Here is an 18,065-nt window from a genome sequence, read left to right as displayed (position 1 = left end):
CGGAGACGCTCATGAACCAGGATCCCCACGAGACCCCCTGGCAACCCTGGCAGGGGAAAGAGCCGAAGACCGTCGCCGGGCTGCTGCGCCACCATCTCGAACACCGTCCGGACGCGCTCGCCTACCGTTTCCTCACCGGAACCGATACGGGCCGCGCCGACGCAGGCAGCACGGAAGAGGCCGAAAGGGCCGAAGAAGGCACGTCGTGGAACTACCGCGAGCTCGACCTGCGCACCCGGGCCGTGGCCGCACTCCTCCAGAGCGAAGGCCTCACGGGCGAACCGGTCCTGCTGCTCCATCCCCCGGGGCTCGACTACATCGCCGGCTTCCTCGGCTGCCTGTACGCGGGAGCCGTCGCCGTACCCGCCTACCCGCCGGACACCCGGCGCTTCGGCCAGACCATGCCCCGTCTCGCGGCCATCGCCCGGGACTCCGGGGCCACCCACGCCCTCACGACCGGGGCCCTGTCGCGCTTCGCGGCCACGAAACGACGCGAGATGGACTCGCTCGGGCTCGCCGGTCTGCGCTGGCTGGCGCTGTCCGAGCTGGGCACCGACGGAGCCGACACCTGGCACGAGCCCGTGGTCGGGAGCGATGCGACGGCCTTCCTCCAGTACACGTCCGGCTCGACCTCGTCGCCCAAGGGCGTGATGGTCAGCAACGGCAACCTGCTGCACAACCTCCGTTCGATCCACCGCAGGCTGGAGCACGACGCCGGGTCGGGCATGGTGTCCTGGCTGCCCCCGTACCACGACATGGGTCTCATCGGCGGCATCCTCACGCCCCTGTACGGCGGCTTTCCCGCCCACCTCATGTCCGCGATGTCGTTCGTACGGCAGCCGCTGCTGTGGCTGGAGACGCTGTCGCGGACCCGGGCGTCCACCAGCGTGGCCCCCAACTTCGGCTTCGAGCACTGCGTACGCCGGATCACGGACGAGCAGCGGGACGGGCTTGACCTGAGCCACTGGAGGCTGGCGCTGAACGGCGCCGAGCCGGTACGCGCCGACACCCTCGACCAGTTCACCGAACGGTTCGCGGCCTGCGGCTTCGAACGCCGTGCCCTGCTGCCCTGCTACGGCCTCGCGGAGGCGACGCTGATGGTGACGGGGGTCGGCGCGCACGAACCGCCACCGGTCGGCGCGTTCGCGTCCGCCGCCCTGGGCGCGGGGGTCGCCGAACCCGTACCCGACGCGGCTGTACCCGACACCGCCATGCCCGACGCAGCCACGCCCGAGGCCGCCGGGGCGCGGAGCGGGCGGGCGGTCCGGCTGGTCGGCTGCGGCCCCGCCGTCGACGGGGTGGACGTCGCCGTCGTCGACCCCGGCACCCGACGGCGGATCGACTCCGAGGGGCACATCGGTGAGATCTGGATCGCGGGCGGGAGCGTGGCGCACGGGTACTGGGGCCGCCCCGAGGCCAGCGAGGCCACCTTCCGGGCCCGTATCGAGGGCGAAGGGCCCACGCCCTTCCTGCGCACCGGCGATCTCGGCTTCCTGAAGGGCGGCCATCTGCACGTCGTCGGCCGTATCAAGGACGTCGTCATCGTGCAGGGCCGCAACCACTACCCGCAGGACGTCGAACTCACCGTCGAGCGGGCCGACGAGGCGGTCCGGGCGGGTTCGGGCGCGGCCTTCTCGATCGAGGTCGACGGCGCCGAGGAACTCGTCGTCGTGCACGAGGTCGAGAGCAGGCGCCTCGACGGGGCGCCGGCGCTCCTGGCGAAGCTGCGCGCGGCGATCGCCGAGGAGCACGACGTGACACCCCACGCCGTCGTCCTCCTCAAGAGGTCGACGGTTCACAGGACGACCAGCGGCAAGATCCAACGGCAGGCGTGCAAGCGGGACTTCCTGGGCCTCGGACTCACCGTGGTGGCGGCCAGCGTCACGAGGGACCCCGCGACACCCCTCCCCGCGGGGGGCCTCGCCGGCCTGTCCGCCGCCGGGCGCCGGCAGCGGGTGGTGGACGCGGTCACCGAGGTCCTGACGGGTGTCCCGGCGACGGCCGAACCACCGGACGTCACCGGTTGGACCTTCCTCGAACTGGACCTGGACTACCCGGCGCTCCTCACCGCCGTACGTGCCCTGGAGGAGCGGCTCGGCACCCGGATCCCCGTGGGCGTGCTGCTGACACGTCCAAGGGTCGACACCCTGATCAGCCTGTTTCTCGGCGAGGACCCCGGCGAGGAAACGGTCGAGGAACCCAGTTGGGACGCTGCGGCCGTCGAGGCCTGGCTGGTCGAGGAGGTGGCGACGCGCCTCGGCCTGTCCGCCGCCTCGGTCGACGTCACCAGGCCCATGGCGTCGTTGGGTCTGGACTCGAAGCAGGCCGTGGCGATCCTCGCGGAACTCGGCGCGAGGACAGGGCGCGAGATGAGCACGGGCACCGCTTTCGAGCACCCGACCATCCGGGCCGTCGCGGCCCACGTCGGTGCCGCCGGGCGCGTGGCGGGCCCGGCGGCCTCGGCGGACACCCTGGCCTCGGCAGGGGCAGCAGCCTCCGCAAGCGCGGCCATCTCGACGGCGGCGGCCCCGCCACCGCAATCCCAGCCCCAGTCACAGCCCCAGCCCCAGCCCCAGCCGCGACTGTTGCGGCAACCGTCGCCGCGGCAGGACCCCGAGCACGAGCCCATCGCCGTCATCGGCATGGGGTGCCGTTTCCCGGGAGCCCCGGACCCGGACAGCTACTGGCGGCTCCTGGTGGACGGACGCGACGCGATCACCGGGGTCCCGGGCGGCCGTTGGGCCACCGAGCAGGTGGACGCGCCCGCGTTCGGCGGCTTCGTCGATCGCGTGGACGAGTTCGACGCCCGCTTCTTCGGCCTGTCCGCCCGGGAGGCGGCGCGGATGGACCCCCAGCAGCGGCTGCTCCTGGAGACCGCCTGGCAGACCGTGGAGGACGCTGGCCTCGATCCGACCGGGCTGTCGGGCAGCGCGACCGGTGTGTTCGTCGGCATCAGCAGCCATGACTACTCCGAACTGCAGATGAGCCGCCTGGACACGATCGACGTCCACGCGGCGACCGGCAACGCGCACTCCATCGCGGCGAACAGGCTGTCGTACACCCTCGATCTGCGCGGGCCGAGTCTCGCGGTGGACACCGCGTGCTCGTCGTCGTTGCTCGCGGTGCACCTCGCCTGCGAGAGCATGCGGCGCGGCGAGTGCGACACGGCCCTGGCCGGCGGGGTCAACCTCCTGATCTCGCCGGGCCTCTCGGTGGCGTTCGCCCAGGGCGACATGCTCTCCCCGGACGGCCGGTGCCGTACGTTCGACGACTCGGCGAACGGCTACGTACGCGGTGAGGGCGTGGGCCTCGTCCTCCTCAAGCCGCTCTCCGCGGCGCTCGCCGACGGTGACCCGGTCCACGCCGTGATCCGCGGGTCGGCCACCGCCCACGGCGGCAGGAGCAACGGCCTGACGGCGCCGAGGGGTTCGGCCCAGCGCTCCGTGATCGAACGGGCCCTGGCCCAGGCGGGTCTGAGCGGTTCCGACATCGACTACGTGGAGGCGCACGGCACCGGCACCTCACTGGGCGACCCTGTCGAATGGGAGGGCCTCGCGGCCGCCTACGGCAGCGGCCGGCCCGAGGGCAGCCGCTGCCTGGTGGGGTCGGTCAAGACCAACATCGGCCACCTGGAGTCGGCCGCGGGCATCGCCGGGCTCATCAAGGCGGCCCTCGTCGTACGGCACCGCCAGGTTCCGCCGACGCTCCACCTGCGTACCCCGAACCGCCGCCTGGCCTGGGAAGACGCCGGACTCGACGTGCCGACCCGGCTCACCGGCCTGCCGGACACCGGCAGCGTACGGGCCGGGGTCAGTTCGTTCGGGTTCGGCGGGGCGAACGCGCACGTGGTGCTGGAATCGGCGCCCGAGCCGGATCCGCTCGACGCGGTGGCCCCGAAGCGGCCCACCCACGCCCTGTGCCTGTCGGCGCACACCCCGACGGCCCTCACCACCCTGGCCCAGCGCTGGCGTACGCACCTGGCCGCCCACCCCGACGCGGAACTCGCGGAACTCTGCCACACCGCCAACACCGGCCGGGCCCGGCTCGCCTTCCGGGCGGTCGTCACCGGCGGTTCCCAGGAGGCGTTCGACACCGCGCTCGACGCGCTGGCCCGCGGCGGACCGTCGACCGCCGTGGTGCGCGGCCGGACCCGGCCGGGACGGGCGCCGAAGGTCGCGTTCCTCTTCAGCGGCCAGGGCACCCAGTACACGGGCATGGGCAAGGGGCTGTACGACACGCACAGCGGGTTCGCCCGCACCCTCGAACGCGCCGACCGCGTCCTGCGACCCCACCTGGGCGTCCCGCTGACGGAGCTGCTGTTCGGTGAGGGGTCGGCCGACCGGCTGGCGAGCACCCGGTACTGCCAGGCCGCGCTGGTGGCACTGGAGGTCGCGCTCGCCGAGCTGTGGATCTCGCTGGGTGTGCGGCCGACCGCTCTGCTCGGGCACAGCATCGGGGCGTACGGCGCCGCCTGTGTCGCCGGGGTGATGTCCCTGGAGGACGCCCTGACACTGGCCGTGGTGCGGGGCAGGCACATGTCCGAGCAGCCCGGCGAGGGCGCGATGATCGCCTGTGCCGGGGACGCGGAGACCATCCGCGCCGCGGCCGGCGCCGAGGACTCCGTCGCGATCGCCGCCGTCAACGCCCCCGGGCATCTGGTGCTGTCCGGACCCCGTACGGAGATCGACGCGGTACGCGCGCGGCTGGAAGGTCAGGCGGTCGTCGTCAGGCCGCTCGCGGTGTCGCACGCCTTCCACTCCCCGCTGATGGCGGGTGCGGCCGGGCCGCTGCGCGCCGCGGCCGACGGTGTCGCGTTCCAACCGCCGCAGATTCCCTGGGTCTTCGACGCCACGGGTGAACAGGTCACCGGGCCGGTCGGGGCCGACGACTGGGCGCGGCACATGGTGGGCCCGGTGCGTTTCGGTGACGGTTTCGCGACGCTGCGTCGCCTCGGCTGCGATGCCTTCGTGGAGATCGGCCCGCATCCGACGCTCCTCACCATGGCACGCACCATGACCGGGCCGGACGACGAGGAGTCGGTGCTGTGGCTGCCCTCCCTGCGCCGCACGCGTGGTGGCCCCGCGGGTGACGGTGACTGGCAGACGCTTCTCCAGTCGCTCGGCCGACTGCACTGCGCGGGCGGGTCCGTGGACTGGGCCGCACTGGACGAGGGCGCGCGCAGGCCACGTATACCGGTACCGCACGCGGTCCTCGAAGGGCAGCGGTACTGGTTCTCATCGAAGCCGTTGTCCGAGTCAGCAGCATCGAGGGCTGCGTCGGCATCGACACCCGCCCCGGCGTCGGCGCCGAGCGGTCCCGCACAGAACGGCTTCGCGGATCACGGCCAGACACAGGCCGCCCCCACCACCCCCGCGGCCCTCGACAGTCCCGTCACCCCCCTCACCCCCGCCGCCCCCGTCACCCCGGCCTCCGCCGGAGGCGAGGTCCGCACCGAGGTCGTCGACCACGTGGCGCGGGCCTGCGCCTTCCCGCCCGAGCAGATCCCCCTGGACGCACGGCTGGGCACGGACCTGGGCTTCGACTCGCTGATGCGCACCGAGCTCGAACGCGCCCTCGCCCGCCGGTTCCCCGAACAGCTGGACAGGTACCGGGAGTCGGTGCCCGAGGATCCGACCGTCGGCCAGTTGGTGGCTCTGCTGGACACCCGTGACCGGCCCCCGGCCCCCGGGCCCGGCACTCCCCCGGCCGCCGTCGACGGTCCACGGCCCGCCGCGCCGACGGGGCCCGCACGTCGGGCGGACGGCGACCGTCCCCGGGTGAAGCAGGAGCGCGTGTTCGAGGAGTGGGCCGAGTACGCGGAACTGCAGGGCCGCCTCCGCCAGACAACGGCGAGCGGTTCGAACCCGTACGGCCGGATCCACGAGGGCCACAACTCCGGCCGGATCTCGCTCGACGGCCGCCCGGTCGTCAACTTCTCCTCCTTCAACTACCTCGCGCTGTCGCACCACCCGCGGGTGCGCAGGGCCGCGCAGGAGGCCATCGACCGGTACGGCACCTCCAGTTCGGCCACGCCCCTGCTGTTCGGCGAGACGCCCCTGCACCACGAACTGGACGCCGAGATCGCCTCGTTCCTCGGCACGGAGGCCGCGATCGTCTTCGCCGGGGGCCATGCGACGAACGTGGCGACCATCGGGCACCTCTTCGGGCCCGAGGACCTGGTCCTGCACGACGAGTGGATCCACGACAGCGCGCTGCGCGGCTGCATGCTCTCAGGGGCCCGGCGCCGGCCCTTCCCGCACAACGACTGGCGGGCGCTGGACTCGACGCTGGGTGCGCTCCGCTCGCAGCACCGGCGGGCCCTGGTCCTCATCGAGGGCGCGTACAGCCAGGACGGTGACCTGCCCGATCTGCGCAGGTTCATCGAGGTGAAGAAGCGCCACGGCGCGATGCTGATGATCGACGAGGCCCACTCGATCGGTGTCCTGGGGCGGACGGGCCGCGGCATCGGCGAGTACTTCGGCGTCGACCGCGGTGACGTGGATCTGTGGATGGGCACGCTGAGCAAGGCGCTCGGCAGCCTCGGCGGTTACATCGCGGCCCGCGAACCGATCATCGAGTACCTCCGGTTCACCGCTCCGCTGCACATCTTCAGCACCGGTATCTCACCGGCGAACACGGCCGCCGCCCTGGAGGCCATCCGGGTCGTCAGGGACGAGCCGCAGCGCGTGGCCCGGGTGCGGCGGCTCGCCGAGCACTTCCGCGACTCGGCCCGCGCGCGCGGCTTCGACGTCGGTGTGTCGCGTGCGTCGGCGGTGATCCCGGTCGTCATCGGCGACTGGGAGAAGACGATGGCGCTCTCCAACTCCCTGCTGGAGCGGGGCGTGAACGTCATGCCGATCGGCTATCCGGCCGTCGCACGCGACGAGTGCCGGCTGCGCTTCTTCGTCAACGCGGACCACACCGAAGAAGACCTGGAACACTCCCTCGACCTCCTGGGACGAGCCATGTCGGAACACACCCACACACCCCCCTCCCCCGGCCCCGCGGAGCATGTGCCCGCGGCCCTACGTCCGACCGCTCCCCTTCCCTCACCCACGTCTCACCCCGGACCGGCCGGGGACTCCGCCGCCGACGTGCTGGTCACCGGCGCGAGCGGGTTCATCGGCGGTCATCTGACACGCCGGCTGACCGAACACAGCCACCGGGTACGGGTGTTGGTGCGCGAGGGCAGCGACCGCTCCGCCTTCGCAGGGGTGGACGTCGAAGTGGCGGTCGGTGACCTGAACGACCGGGAGAGCCTGCGCCGCGCCACCTCGGGTGTCCGGCACGTCTACAACTGTGCGGGCCTGTCGGCCGACTGGGGCCCGTGGGAGGAGTTCAGGCGCGTCAACGTCGACGGCAGCCGCAACCTCGTCGAGGCCGCCCACCACGCGGGGACCGTGGAGCGCCTCGTCCACCTCAGCACCACCGACGTGTACGGCTATCCGGTCACCCCCTGCGACGAGAGCGCGGAGCCCAAGGACATCGGACTCCCGTACAACCGCAGCAAGTTGCTGGGGGAACGCGCCGTGCGGCAGGCCGCCGAACGGACCGGGCTGCCCGTCACCGTCGTGCGGCCGGTGTCGGTCTACGGGCCGCGCAGCAAGGACTTCGTGATCGAGATCGCGACGCTGCTGCTGAGCCGGCAGATGGTCTACGTCCGCGGGGGTGCCGTACCGGCGGGTCTCGTCTATGTGGGCAATCTCGTCGACGGGATGATCGCCGCGTGCACGTCGGAGACCGCGGTCGGCAAGGCGTACAACATGCGGGACCCCGATCCGACGACATGGCGGGAGTACGTGGAGGCACTGGCCCGCGGTCTGGGCGTGAGGCCTCCCGCGTTCAGCCTGCCGACCCCGGTGGCCCGGGGCGTGGCCACGGTGTCCGAGAGGCTCTACGGCGCCCTGGGGATCAAGTCCCGCCCCGTGCTCACCCGCCACGCCGTCCATCTCTTCGACCGTGATCAGTCCTACGCCATCGACCGGGCGCGCGACGACTTCGGGTTCAAGAGCGAGGTGGGCTTCGAGGAGGGCATCGCGCTGACGCTGGCCTGGCTGGACTCGCCGGAGGGGCGCGCGCTCGTCATCCGCTGACCCGACCGGGAGGATCCACGTGCACACCATCGAGCGGTCGGGGAGAGGGCCCTCGGCTCCACGACCACCCACGGCCGGCTGGTTCCCCGGCTTCGGCCCGAGCACGGCCACACCTGCTCGTGCGGGCGCCGCGCCACTGCGTCTCGTCTGTCTCCCGTACGCGGGCGGCACACCGTCCGTCTACCGGAACTGGGCGGCGCACCTCGGCGACCCGGTGCACGTCGTTCCCGTCCTCCTGCCCGGCCGGGGACTGCGCGTACGGGAGGCGCCGTACACCGGCATGGGCGCTCTGGTCGCGGATCTCACGGACGCGTTGATGGAGCACGAACTCGCTCATGACTACGCCCTGTTCGGGCACAGCATGGGAGCGCTGCTCGCCTACGAGGTCGCACACGAACTGCGGGACCGCGGCCTGGCCGAGCCGGCGCACCTGTTCGTGTCGGGGAGCAGGGCACCGCACCTGTACGGGGACCGTCGCGACCACACGCTCTCCGACGCGGAGCTGCGGCAGCTGGTACGCGATCTCGGGGGCCTGGGCGCCGACGACACCATCGGCGGTTCGTACCTGGAGCGGCGCCTGCCGGTGCTGCGCGCCGACCTCACCGTCTGCGAGACCTACCGGTGGGCCCCGCGCCGCCCCCTGAGCTGCCCGATGACCGCGTTCTCCGCCACTCGTGACCCGATCGCGCCCGCGCACGAGATGGAGGCATGGCGCGTCCACACCCGGGGCTCGCTCCTGCGCCACCACGTGGAGGGCGACCACTTCTTCCTCAACGGCCCGTCCAGGCCGTACCTCCTGCGCGAGATCCGTGCCGAACTCGCCCGCCACCTCGACGTGCCGGGGGATGCGGGAACGGCCGTGCGAGACCGTCCGCCCACTGCGAAGAGGGAACCCTCATGGATCTACTGAGCCTGGCCAGGACCGTCAAGGACCGGGTGGAGGCACCGATCACGGATGCGCTGGCGGTGGCGAAGGTCGTCACGGACCCGCGGACCCCCCTGCTGCTGGCGCTCTCCACCGTGGTGGTCACACCCCTGTACCGGGCGGCGTTCCTGGCGTCCGCGTCGGGCTCGGGTGTGCTCCAGTGCCTGGCCGTCCGGCCCTGCGACCTGGACAGCCTCGTCGAGTATCTGGAGGTGCCCCAGGACCGGGAGCGGCTGCGCGTCTGGCTGGACACCGGTGTCCGTCTCGGGGAACTGGACGTGCGTGAGGGGTGCTACCGGCTCAGGAGCACCCCCGCCAAGCTCCTCGCCCACGCGGGCAACGACGCGGTGGCCGCCGCCCTCGAAGAGATCATGCGCTTCCACGTGCCCGCGCTGCTGGACGCGCCGCGGATGCTCAAGGAGGGCCGTCGTTTCTCCCTCGGCGACCAGGACGGTACGGTCATCGCCCGTTCCTCTCTGGCGCTGCAGGGCATGGTGCAGGAGGCGATCGACCGGCACCTGGAGCGCGCCACCCCGGTCCGGCTGCTGGAGATCGGCTGCGGGACGGGGGCGTACGTCCGCCACGCCGCACGGCTCAACCCCCGCCTGACGGCCCTCGCGGTCGACCTCCAGCCGGAGGTGGCTCTGCGGGCGGCAGCCAACATGGCCGAGTGGGGGCTCACCGGACGTGTGGAGACCCGCCAGGGTGATCTGCGCACCCTCGAACTCCAGCCCCAGTTCGATCTCGTCACCCTGCACAACAACATCTACTACTTCCCCGAGGCCGAGCGCGTCGAGGTACTGGAGCGGGCCCGCTCGTTCCTGGCGCCCGGCGGCCGGCTGCTGCTCACCTCGTCGTGCCAGGGCGGCGGCAACGCCGGGCTGGACGTGCTCAACCTCTGGTTCGAGTACGCCGACTTCGGCGGCCCGCTGCCCCGGGAGGACGAACTGGTCGCCCAACTGGAGAAGGCGGGTTTCACGGACGTCCGGGCCGCCGGGATCGTCCCCACACAGCCGTTCCGCGTGTTCGTGGCGACCAACGGCGCCGACGGCGCCGACGGCACCAACGGCACCCCCATTCAGGCCTGACGGGCCGGGAGACCTCATCATGGACACACGCACGGCAAGCACTCCGGCCCCCGCCTCCTCTCCCTCCTCACTGGTGGTCGTGCTCGGTCGCACGTCCGCGTCCGGTGCCGGCAGCGAGGTCCTGGGCGGCAAGGCCGCCCGGCTGAGCGAGCTGATCGAGGCGGGACTGCCCGTCCCGCCCGCGTTCTGCCTCACCACCGGCCTGTTCGACCTGTTCCTGCGCGAGACGGGCCTCGGCGCGGAGATCCGGGCCGTCGAGGCGCGCGACGCGGATCCCGGGGCCGTCCGTGAGCTGATCACGTCCCGGGAGATACCCGAGCCCCTCACCCGTGCGATCGTCGCCGCCTACGAGGACCTGGGCAGGCCCCGGGTCGCGGTCCGTTCGTCGGCCTGCCGGGAGGACTCCGCCGCCCAGTCCTTCGCCGGCCAGCACGACACCGTCCTGGACGTGTCGGGCGACGAGGACCTGCTGCGGGCGGTGAAGGTCTGCTGGGCCTCCCTGTGGTCGGACCGCGCCGCCGCCTACCGCGACGGGACGGGACCCGCGGGCTCCATCGCCGTGGTCGTGCAGGAGATGGTCCAGGCGGACGTCAGCGGGGTGCTGTTCACCGTCGACCCGGTCGGCGCACGGCCCAACCGCCTTGTCGTGGAGGCCTGTTGCGGACTGGGCGAGGGGCTGGTCTCCGGACGGGTGTCCAGTGACTTCTTCGTCGTCGACGACCGCACGCTGGAGGTCGTCGAGGAACATGTGCGGTACAAGGTGACCAAGTGCGCGCCCCTCACCCCCGGCCGGATCGGTATGACGAAGGTCGACGCCGCCGACCGCGACGCGCCCTGTCTGACCCGGGAGCAGTTGCGTGTGCTCGCCGGGCTCGCCGTCCGGGTCCGTTCGCACTACGGCACGGAACAGGACATCGAGTGGGCCATGCGCGACGGAGAACTCCACCTCCTCCAGGCCAGGCCGGTCACCACGCGCCCCTCGGACAGGGCGACGACGGACGGCGAGCGCAGCCCGTACCTCGCGCGGCAGAGCGATCCCGTGCAGCACGGCACGCTCTGGTCGCGGATGGACATCGGTGAGATCTTCGTCGGGCTGATGTCACCGCTCGGTCTCAGCTTCGCGCAGTACTACCAGCGGAATGTGCACGGGGACTGCGCCGCCGCGCTCGGGGTGCGGGACACCGGTGACGTAGGTCTGCAGATGGGCTTCTTCCAGGGACATGTGTATCTGAACATCTCCTACACGGCCTATCTGCTCGGGCAGTGCCTGCCCACCCGCGACCAGCGCCACTTCACCAAGCGCTTCGTCAGCGAGGAGGTCGACCTCGCCGCGTACAGGAACCCCTTCGGCACCTTTCCCGGAGGTGTGGAGGATCTGCTCTCCACGGTGCACTGGGTGCAGGCCACGGCCACCGAGATGCTGAGCATGAAGCAGCGTGCCGAGGAGATGGCCGGCTCGCGGCTCTACGAGTTCGACCGCGCCCGGCGGCTGGACCTGACACGGATGAGCCGCCGGGAACTCGACGCCGAACTGACCCGCTACCTCGGCTACTTCCACGACGCGCACGTCGGTTACATGCCGTACTACATCAACGCGTTCGGGTTCTACGGCGTCCTCACGGAGCTGTGCGCCAAGTGGCTCGGCGCCGACGGTGACAATCTGCAGAACCGCATCAAGACCGACATGTCGAGCCTGCGGACCGTCGCCTCGGCACAGGAGATCTGGGGTGTGGCCCAGGCCGCGAAGGCCAGGCCGCGCGTATTGGAGATCATCGACGAGGCACCTCTCGACGAGATCGAGGACCGGCTGCGCCGCGATCCCGAGGGCCTGGCCTTCTGGAACACCCAGGTGGAGCCGTTCCTGCGGGCCAACGGCACCCGAGGCCGCCAGGAGATGGAGCTCACCCATCCGCGCTGGATCGACGACCCCTCGTACATCTTCCAGATGATCCGCCGCTATGCCGCCGACGGGATCTCCGTGGACGACCTGATGGGACGCAGCCGTGCCCACGCGGAGGGCGACGGCCGGGCGGTCCTGGCGAAGCTGCCGCTGCCCAAGCGGAAGGTCCTGGAGACCGTCATCTCGATGTACAGCCTGTGCAGCGAGCTGCGCGAGACCACCCGCATGTCGATGATCACGTCGATCTGGCTGGTCAGGAACGTCGTGTACGAGGTGGGCAGGCGGCTCGTCGCGGAAGGCGTCCTGCACTCGCTGGACGAGGTCGCCTTCCTCGAATTCGAGGACGTACGGGCCTACCTGGCCGGTGACGCCACGGAGCGCGAGGCGTTCTCCCGGGCCGAGCTGGACGAGCGGCGGCGGCTGCACGAGTACCACAACCGGCTGCCCGAGCCGCCGCTCACGTTCGTCGGCGAGCACGACATCACGCAGTCGGTGCGGCCGGCGGCCGACGGGAGCCGTCTCGAAGGGCTGGGCTCCAGCCCGGGTCGGATCATGGGCCGCGCGCGCATCGTGGAAGATTTGGTCTGGCAGGCCGACGAGTTCCAGCCCGGCGAGGTCCTGGTCACCCGCTACACCGACGCGTCCTGGACACCGCTCTTCGCCATCGCCGGCGCGGTGGTCACCGACATCGGTTCGATGCTCTCCCACAGCTCGATCGTGTCGCGGGAGTTCAACGTGCCGTCCGTGGTCAACACCAAGCACGCCACACAGCGCATCAACACGGGCGACCTGATCGTCGTCGACGGCGACACGGGTGTCGTGGAGGTCGTCGAAGGCTGAACCCTCCCCCCTGCTCCCCCGCCCCGCCCGTCAGCGAACCGTGCCGCGCCCCCATGGAGCGGTTCACCCCAGGAAGGCAGCGAGATGATCCCCAACCAGTGGTACCCGATCCTGCAGACCGGTGACATCAAACGCGACCGGCCCACCGGCGTACGACGTATGGGCGAGGAGCTGGTGCTCTGGCGCGACCTCGGCGGCACCCTCGTCTGCCAGAGTGCGCGCTGCCCGCACAAGGGCGCCAACATCGCCGAGGGGCGCCTCAAGGGCAACACGGTCGAGTGCCCGTACCACGGCTTCCGTTACAACGCCGAGGGCACCTGCAAGGTCGTCCCCGCCCTCGGCGCCAACGCCCGGATCCCCCAGTCGCTCCAGCTGAAGACCTACCCGGTGCGCGAGCAGCACGGGCTGGTGTGGCTGTGGTGGGGCGAGGCGCGGGAGCAGCTCCCCGAGATCGAGCTGCCCCATGAACTCGTGGGCAATCCACGCCCGCACGAGACGATCTCCTGGACCCGGCCGGTGCACTACACCCGGTACATCGAGAGCCTGCTCGAGTTCTACCACGTGACCTTCGTGCACCGGGATCACTGGACCAACAACATCGACTACACGTTCATGTACGGCACCGCCCGCAATCTGTGGATGGACGGCCGGGAGCGGTACCTCGCCGCGAACAAGATCGTCAACCATGAGGTCGTAGTCGACGGCACCACGATCCGTTCCACCTTCGACCAGTGCGAGGAGGCGAACCCCGCCAACAGCTCGCACTTCAACCTCATCTACCAGGCGCCGGGCCTGACGCACGTCAAGACCGGTCTCCTGGAGATCACGACATGGCTCACGCCGATCGACGACGAGAACACGCTGGCGATCATGCGCCTGTACGAGTACCCGCAGTTGCGGACCATGGTGCCCATCAAGCCACTCAGGCCCTGGGTGTTGCGCGCTTCCCTCCTGATGGAGAAGCTCGTCCAGGACCCCCAGGACGTGGGCATCATGCTCCGGCAGGAGCCCAAGGTCAGTGAGCGCGGCGTGAACAAGTTCATCGCCGTGGACGAGATGAACGCCAAGTTCCTGCAGATACGGGACCGGCTCAAGGCGGAGGCGGAGGCGGACGCCAAGGCGGGGGCAGAGGCGCACACGGAGACACACGCGGAGACGGCACCGGCGGCAGCCCCGGAGACCCCTGTGACACAGACCAGCACGACACCTCCCGCGACCAACGGCAATGGCAGCGGCAACGGCAACGGTTCGAAGGGCGCACACGGCACCCGCAGGAAGCGGACCGGGGCGGCGGCGGACCGTGAGGACGGCCTGACGAAGGCCCGTTCCTGATGTACGGCGGGTACGACGCCTCGACCGGCCCCAAGATCCTGGTGACCACGTGCAACACGCTGGCCGTGACGGCCGCCGGATGGTTCCTCTTCGGCGGCACGGACACGGTGGCGGACTGGTTCGGGACGGACCTGGACCACGCCGAACCGCTGCGCCGTGGGCTGCTGTTCGCCCTTTCGGCGATCTACCTGCTGCGGTTCGTCGCCACGACCTTCGTCATGCTGAAGAGGAGCATGGAGTGGTCCGAGGCGGCGACCGTGGGCGTCTGGGTCGTCGTCATCCACGGCACGATGGCGTACCTGGGCGGCACCAACGCAGCGTCCGTGGGCGTGGTCACCTGGCTCGGGGTGGTGCTCTACCTCGTGGGCTCGTACCTCAACACGGGCTCGGAGTACCAGCGCAAGCTGTGGAAACGAGTGCCGGAGCACCAAGGCAAGCTCTACACCGAGGGCCTGTTCAAGTACTCCATGCACATCAACTACTTCGGTGACGTCGTCCTGTTCACCGGGTTCGCCCTGGTGACGGGCAGCCCCTGGGCCCTGATCATCCCGGCGATCATGGCGTGCATGTTCTCGTTCATGAACATCCCCATGCTCGACAAGTACCTGGCCGAGCGGTACGGGACAGCGTTCGACGAGTACGCGAAGAAGACGGCCAAGCTGGTCCCCTTCGTCTACTGACCTGTGAGTACTGACCTGCGACAGACCGAACGGCACAGGAGGAGGAGCGCATGGCCGAGGCGGGTGACGAACAGTCCCGGACGGCACAGGAACGCATCGGCCCGGGCGAGCTGTTCACGGAAGTGATCGCCCAGGGGCTGCTGACCCTCGCGCGGGGCCGCGACCTCCTCGACCGGTGCCTCACCGAGGAGCAGAGCGTCGACGACTTCGGCTTCGACCCCGAACTCACCGACGAGATGATCCTCGCCCCGTTCCGGCCCCTGTACGAGAAGTACTTCCGGGTGACGGTGGAGGGACTGGCGAACGTGCCGGGCGAGGGCGGTGCCCTGGTGGTGGCCAACCACTCGGGCACGCTCCCGCTGGACGCGCTGATGCTGCAGGTCGCCCTGCGCGACCGTCATCCCGCCCGTCGCGCGCTGCGTCTGCTGGCCGCGGACCTGGTGTTCGATCTGCCCGTGCTGCGCACGCTGGCCCGCCGGGCCGGGCACACCCAGGCCCGTATGGACAACGCGCTGCGCCTGCTGGAGCGCGGCGAACTGGTCGGCGTGATGCCGGAGGGCTACAAGGGCCTCGGCAAGCCCTTCGCCGAACGCTACCGGCTGAGGCGTTTCGGCCGGGGCGGCTTCGCGGCCGCCGCCCTGCGCACGGGGACACCGATCGTGCCGTGCGCGGTCCTGGGCGCCGAGGAGATCTACCCGATGGTCGCCGACGCCCGTCCCGTGGCCAGGCTCCTCGGGCTGCCGTACTTTCCGATCACCCCCACGTTCCCCCTGCTGGGACCGCTCGGTGCGATTCCGCTGCCGACGAAGTGGACGATCCGTTTCGGTACGCCCCTGCCGACCGACCACTACGCGCAGGACGCGCTGGACGATCCGATGTTCGTCCACAAGCTCTCCGACGAGGTCCGGGACACCGTCCAGGACATGCTCACCGAGATGGTCCGCGAGCGCCGCTCGGTGTTCGGGTAGGTCCCTTCAGCAGCGTGTACGTCATGTCAGGAGCGTGCAGGCCTTCTCAGCAGCGTGCACGTCTTCTCAGGAGCGTTCAGGCCGGCCGTGAGCGGAAGGTGCGGCGGTAGGTGTCAGGCGGTACGCCGAGCGTGTGGTTGAAGTGGCGGCGCAGCGTCGTGGCGGTCCCCATGCCGGTGGCCTCCGCGATGGCCTCGACACCGCTGTCCGTGGTCTCCAGCAACTCCTGGGCGCGGCGGATGCGTTGGGCCAGCAGCCACTGCAGCGGGGTGGTGCCGGTCGCCGCCCTGAAGTGACGGCCGAGATGACGTGAGCTCATCCCCGCCCGGCGTGCCAGGTCGTCCACGGTCAGCGGCTGGTCGAGGCGTTCGACGACCCAGGGCAGCAGGGCGGCGAGCGGATGGTCGTCGCGGGCGGGTACGGGCGCGGCGACGAACTGGGCCTGGCCGCCGGCCCGGTGCGGTGGCACGACCAGGCGGCGGGCCACCGCGTTGGCGACCGCCGAACCGTGGTCGAGGCGCACGAGATGGAGGCACAGGTCCATCGCGGCGGCCTTGCCCGCGGAGGTGAGCACGCTGCCGTTGTCCACGTACAGCACGTCCGGGTCGACCTGTACGCGCGGGTGGCGGGCGGCGAGCACATCGGTGTGCGCCCAGTGGGTGGTGGCACGCCTGCCGTCCAGCAGTCCGGCGGCGGCGAGCACGAAGGCGCCCGTGCACAGGGAGGCCACCCGTGCGCCCGCCTCGTGGGCGGCACGCACCGCGTCCACCAGGTCGCCGGGCGGGGTCTCGTCGACGTCGGCCCAGGCCGGGACGAGGACCGTGTCGGCGTGCGGCAGCCGGTCGAGGCCGTGGTCGGGCTCCAGCCGGAACCGGCCGACCTGTACGGCGGCGGATCCGCAGACCTCGACGTCGTACCAGGGGACGTCCACTCCCGCCGGGGCGCTGCCGAACACCTCGCAGGCCACCGACAGTTCGAAGTGCAGCATTCCCTCGGTGGCGACCACCGCGACAGAGCCCATGTCCGTAATTGTACGCAGCATGTCGTTCCGGACACTCACGAGCAGGCACAGGACCTCGGCAGGATGACCGCAGTGGATCACAACGGATCCCAGGCGGGTCTGGAGCGCGTGGCGGGCCGGTCGTCCGAGCGAGTACGGGGAGTGGTCATGGGACCGGGTCCGGGTCATACGGTTGCGGTGTTCGGCGCCTACGGGCACACCGGGCGGTTCGTGGTGGCGGAGCTGCTGGAGCGGGGGTTCGTCCCGGTGCTCTCCGGCCGCGACGCGGACAAGCTGCGAGCGCTGGCCGCGTCCCGTCCCGGACTCGACGTCCGGCCCGCCCCGGTCGACGATCCGGCCGCGCTCGACCGTGCGCTGGCCGGCGCGGCAGCGGTGATCAACTGCGCCGGTCCCTTCACCACCACGGCCGCCCCCGTGATCGAGGCGGCCCTGCGCGCCGGGATCCCGTACATCGACGTGGCGGCCGAGATCGAGGCGAACACCGACACACTCGCGCACTTCGCGGACCGCGCCCGCGCCGCCAAAACCGTTGTCGTACCCGCGATGGCCTTCTACGGCGGACTGGGCGATCTGCTGGTCACCACGGCCATGGGTGACTGGACCGCGGCCGACGAGGCGCACATCGCCTACGGGCTGAGCGGCTGGCATCCCACCCCCGGAACACGCGTCGCGGGCGCGGCCGTCCAGGCACGGCGCGACGGACAGCGCGTCCGCTTCCGGCAGGGGCGGCTGGAGTACCACCGGGACGACCTGCCCACCCTCGACTGGCACTTCCCCGCCCCGCTGGGCACACGGGCCGTCATCGGCGAGTTCACCATGGCCGACGTCGTCACCGTCCCCAGCCATCTGTCCGTCCCCGAGGTGCGCACCTACATGACCACCGAGGCGGCCGGCGACCTCGCGGCCCCGGACACTCCGGCGCCCACCGCCGTCGACGGGAGCGGCCGGTCCGCGCAGACCTTCCTCGTCGATGCCGTCGTACGGTCCGGCGGTACCGAGCGCCGTGCCACGGCCTGGGGGCAGGACATCTACGCCGTCACCGCGCCCCTCGCCGTGGAGGCCGTCCGGCGCGTCCTCGACGGACGGACCGGCAGGACAGGTGTCGCCTTCGCGGGTGACGTCTTCGACGCCCCCGACTTCCTCGACGCGCTCGCCCCGCACATCACGTACTCGACGACCGCATAACCTCCGGCGCCGAGGCTTGGGGCGGCAACTACC

The 18,065-nt window shown here is 71.2% G+C and carries 9 protein-coding genes; 8 read left to right on the top strand and 1 reads right to left on the bottom strand.

Annotated elements, in window-relative coordinates; translation table 11 throughout:
• Nucleotides 1-11 precede the first annotated feature (11 nt).
• The 7 genes from IE278_RS00620 (at nucleotide 12) to IE278_RS00590 (ending at nucleotide 15,826) form a co-directional block, all read left to right on the top strand.
• Nucleotides 12-8,093 (top strand): type I polyketide synthase, encoded by an 8,082-nt coding sequence (locus IE278_RS00620; protein ID WP_189767593.1) that lies wholly within the window; start codon nucleotides 12-14, stop codon nucleotides 8,091-8,093.
• Nucleotides 8,094-8,112: 19 nt separating this feature from the next.
• Nucleotides 8,113-9,003, top strand: coding sequence for a thioesterase II family protein (locus IE278_RS00615; protein ID WP_246569649.1), 891 nt, complete (start codon nucleotides 8,113-8,115; stop codon nucleotides 9,001-9,003).
• The gene (locus IE278_RS00610; protein WP_189767592.1) at nucleotides 8,991-10,106 is read left to right on the top strand and encodes an SAM-dependent methyltransferase; all 1,116 of its coding nucleotides are present in this window, start codon (nucleotides 8,991-8,993) and stop codon (nucleotides 10,104-10,106) included. Before IE278_RS00615 ends, IE278_RS00610 begins: the two co-directional genes overlap by 13 nt.
• Before the next feature lie 19 nt (nucleotides 10,107-10,125).
• On the top strand, nucleotides 10,126-12,846 hold the full coding sequence (redH, locus tag IE278_RS00605) for an undecylprodigiosin ligase RedH (RefSeq protein WP_189767590.1): 2,721 nt from the start codon (nucleotides 10,126-10,128) through the stop codon (nucleotides 12,844-12,846).
• Between the two features lie 84 nt (nucleotides 12,847-12,930).
• Entirely contained in the window at nucleotides 12,931-14,178 is a 1,248-nt protein-coding gene (locus IE278_RS00600; RefSeq protein ID WP_189767588.1) for a Rieske 2Fe-2S domain-containing protein, read from the top strand.
• A complete protein-coding gene (locus IE278_RS00595; protein ID WP_189767586.1) occupies nucleotides 14,178-14,858 on the top strand; it encodes a methyltransferase family protein in 681 nt (226 codons plus the stop codon). The genes IE278_RS00600 and IE278_RS00595 overlap by 1 nt, the downstream gene beginning before the upstream one ends.
• A gap of 50 nt (nucleotides 14,859-14,908) precedes the next feature.
• Nucleotides 14,909-15,826 (top strand): lysophospholipid acyltransferase family protein, encoded by a 918-nt coding sequence (locus IE278_RS00590; RefSeq protein WP_189767584.1) that lies wholly within the window; start codon nucleotides 14,909-14,911, stop codon nucleotides 15,824-15,826.
• Between the two features lie 76 nt (nucleotides 15,827-15,902).
• Here the strand turns inward: IE278_RS00590 and IE278_RS00585 are convergent, their stop codons facing one another.
• Complete coding sequence (locus IE278_RS00585; RefSeq protein WP_189767581.1) at nucleotides 15,903-16,847, bottom strand: helix-turn-helix domain-containing protein; 945 nt, start codon at nucleotides 16,845-16,847, stop codon at nucleotides 15,903-15,905.
• A gap of 147 nt (nucleotides 16,848-16,994) precedes the next feature.
• On the opposite strand from IE278_RS00585, the gene IE278_RS00580 reads away from it, so the two are divergent.
• Nucleotides 16,995-18,032, top strand: coding sequence for a saccharopine dehydrogenase family protein (locus IE278_RS00580; protein WP_189768966.1), 1,038 nt, complete (start codon nucleotides 16,995-16,997; stop codon nucleotides 18,030-18,032).
• Nucleotides 18,033-18,065: the final 33 nt, after the last annotated feature.

It is taken from the genome of Streptomyces tauricus, from assembly GCF_014650955.1.
GTDB classification, from domain to species: Bacteria; Actinomycetota; Actinomycetes; order Streptomycetales; family Streptomycetaceae; genus Streptomyces; species Streptomyces tauricus.
Note: the sequence above shows the minus strand (reverse complement) of the source record. Positions and strands in the feature narration are given on the sequence as shown.

What these genes read in the sequence shown, in the direction of transcription:
- IE278_RS00595 (WP_189767586.1), top strand. Translation starts at nt 14,178, where the DNA reads ATGTACGGCGGGTACGACGCCTCGACCGGCCCCAAGATCCTGGTGACC.
- IE278_RS00600 (WP_189767588.1), top strand. Translation starts at nt 12,931, where the DNA reads ATGATCCCCAACCAGTGGTACCCGATCCTGCAGACCGGTGACATCAAA.
- IE278_RS00620 (WP_189767593.1), top strand. Translation starts at nt 12, where the DNA reads ATGAACCAGGATCCCCACGAGACCCCCTGGCAACCCTGGCAGGGGAAA.
- IE278_RS00610 (WP_189767592.1), top strand. Translation starts at nt 8,991, where the DNA reads ATGGATCTACTGAGCCTGGCCAGGACCGTCAAGGACCGGGTGGAGGCA.
- redH (WP_189767590.1), top strand. Translation starts at nt 10,126, where the DNA reads ATGGACACACGCACGGCAAGCACTCCGGCCCCCGCCTCCTCTCCCTCC.
- IE278_RS00580 (WP_189768966.1), top strand. Translation starts at nt 16,995, where the DNA reads ATGGGACCGGGTCCGGGTCATACGGTTGCGGTGTTCGGCGCCTACGGG.
- IE278_RS00585 (WP_189767581.1), bottom strand. Translation starts at nt 16,847, where the DNA reads ATGGGCTCTGTCGCGGTGGTCGCCACCGAGGGAATGCTGCACTTCGAA.
- IE278_RS00590 (WP_189767584.1), top strand. Translation starts at nt 14,909, where the DNA reads ATGGCCGAGGCGGGTGACGAACAGTCCCGGACGGCACAGGAACGCATC.